The sequence below is a fragment of the Branchiibius sp. NY16-3462-2 genome (assembly GCF_001594145.1).
In the GTDB taxonomy this organism is placed as follows: Bacteria; Actinomycetota; Actinomycetes; order Actinomycetales; family Dermatophilaceae; genus Branchiibius.
In genome coordinates, this window is record NZ_LVCF01000021.1 from 1 (window position 1) to 1,480 (window position 1,480).

Annotated in this window: 1 protein-coding gene; it reads left to right on the forward strand. The window is 64.1% G+C overall.

The window, feature by feature from the left end; all coding sequences use genetic code 11:
- Window positions 1–184 precede the first annotated feature (184 nt).
- Complete coding sequence (locus tag AZH51_RS05970) at window positions 185–1,444, forward strand: IS256 family transposase (protein WP_291522349.1); 1,260 nt, start codon at window positions 185–187, stop codon at window positions 1,442–1,444.
- The last annotated feature ends 36 nt before the right edge of the window (window positions 1,445–1,480 follow it).

Sequence of the window (1,480 nt, forward strand, 5' to 3'; positions counted from 1 at the left end):
GGGACTATCGCAGTTTCGGTGTTTCTGGTCCGTGACACGCCCACTGCTGTGGGCGGGATCGGAATAGGGACGCATGACACTGCAGGACATGAACGAAGAGCAGGTCGAGCCGACGCACGACACGGCTGGTCGCAAGCAGCCCCAGGATCGTCGACCCAAACGTTCGGGGGCCGAACGGGCTGAGATGGAAGCGATTGCTGCGTTGGTGCGCCGGGCCCGGGCCAATGGTGATCCAATCGCTGGACCGCAGGGACTGCTGAAGAAGCTGACCAAGATGGTGCTGGAGACCTCGCTGGAGGAGGAGATGAGCGAGCACCTGGGCCATTCCAAGCACCAGCCCTCACTGGGGCAGGACGCGCACCCGGCGGCGGTGGGCGAGCAACGCAATGTGCGTAACGGCTCTCGGACCAAGACCGTGATGACGGACTCAGCGGGCAAAGTCGACATCCAGGTCCCGCGGGACCGGGCGGGCACGTTCGAGCCGGTGATCGTGCCCAAGCACCACCGGAAACTGGCCAGTGTGGACGCGTTGGTGCTGTCGCTGACCGCCAAGGGCCTCACGACCGGGGAGATCAGCGCTCACCTGGAGGAGATCTACGGTGCCGCGGTGTCCAAGGACACGATCGCCCGGATCACCGACAAGGTCAGCGAGGAGATGACCGAATGGTTAGCTCGCCCGTTGGACGCGATCTACGCGGCGATCTTCATCGACGCGATCGTGGTCAAGGTCCGTGACGGTCAGGTCGCGAACCGCCCGTTCTACGCTGCGATTGGGGTCAGCGTCGATGGGTGCAAGGACGTGCTGGGGTTGTGGGCCGGCACGCCCGGTGATGGCGAGGGCGCGAAGTATTGGCTGGCGGTGCTAACCGAGCTGAAGAACCGTGGCGTGACCGACACGATGTTCGTGGTCTGTGACGGACTCAAAGGCCTACCCGAGGTGGTGGAGTCCACCTGGCCGGACGCGATCGTGCAGACCTGCGTCATTCATCTGCTGCGCAACAGCTTCCGGCTGACCTCACGCAAGTACTGGGACCAGATCGCCCGGGAGTTGAAGCTGGTGTACACCGCCCCGACCGCGGCAGCGGCCAGGGCCGAGTTCGACACGTTCACCGGGGTCTGGGGCCAGCGATATCCGGCGCTGATCCGGTTATGGGAGAACGCCTGGGAGCAGTTCACCCCGTTCCTGGCCTACGAAGTCGAGATCCGCCGGATCCTGTTCTCCACCAACGCGATCGAATCGCTGAACGCCCGCTACCGGCGCGCGGTCCGTGCCCGGGGACACTTCCCCAACGAGCACGCCGCGCTCAAATGCCTCTATCTGGTCACCCGATCACTGGATCCGACCGGCAAAGGACAGGCACGATGGACCATGCGATGGAAGCCAGCACTGAACGTGTTCGCGACCGTCTTCGAAGGCCGCTGGCCCACCGCAGAGCAGTACTAACCATGAGGGCCGAAACACCGAATTTCGGATAGTCCC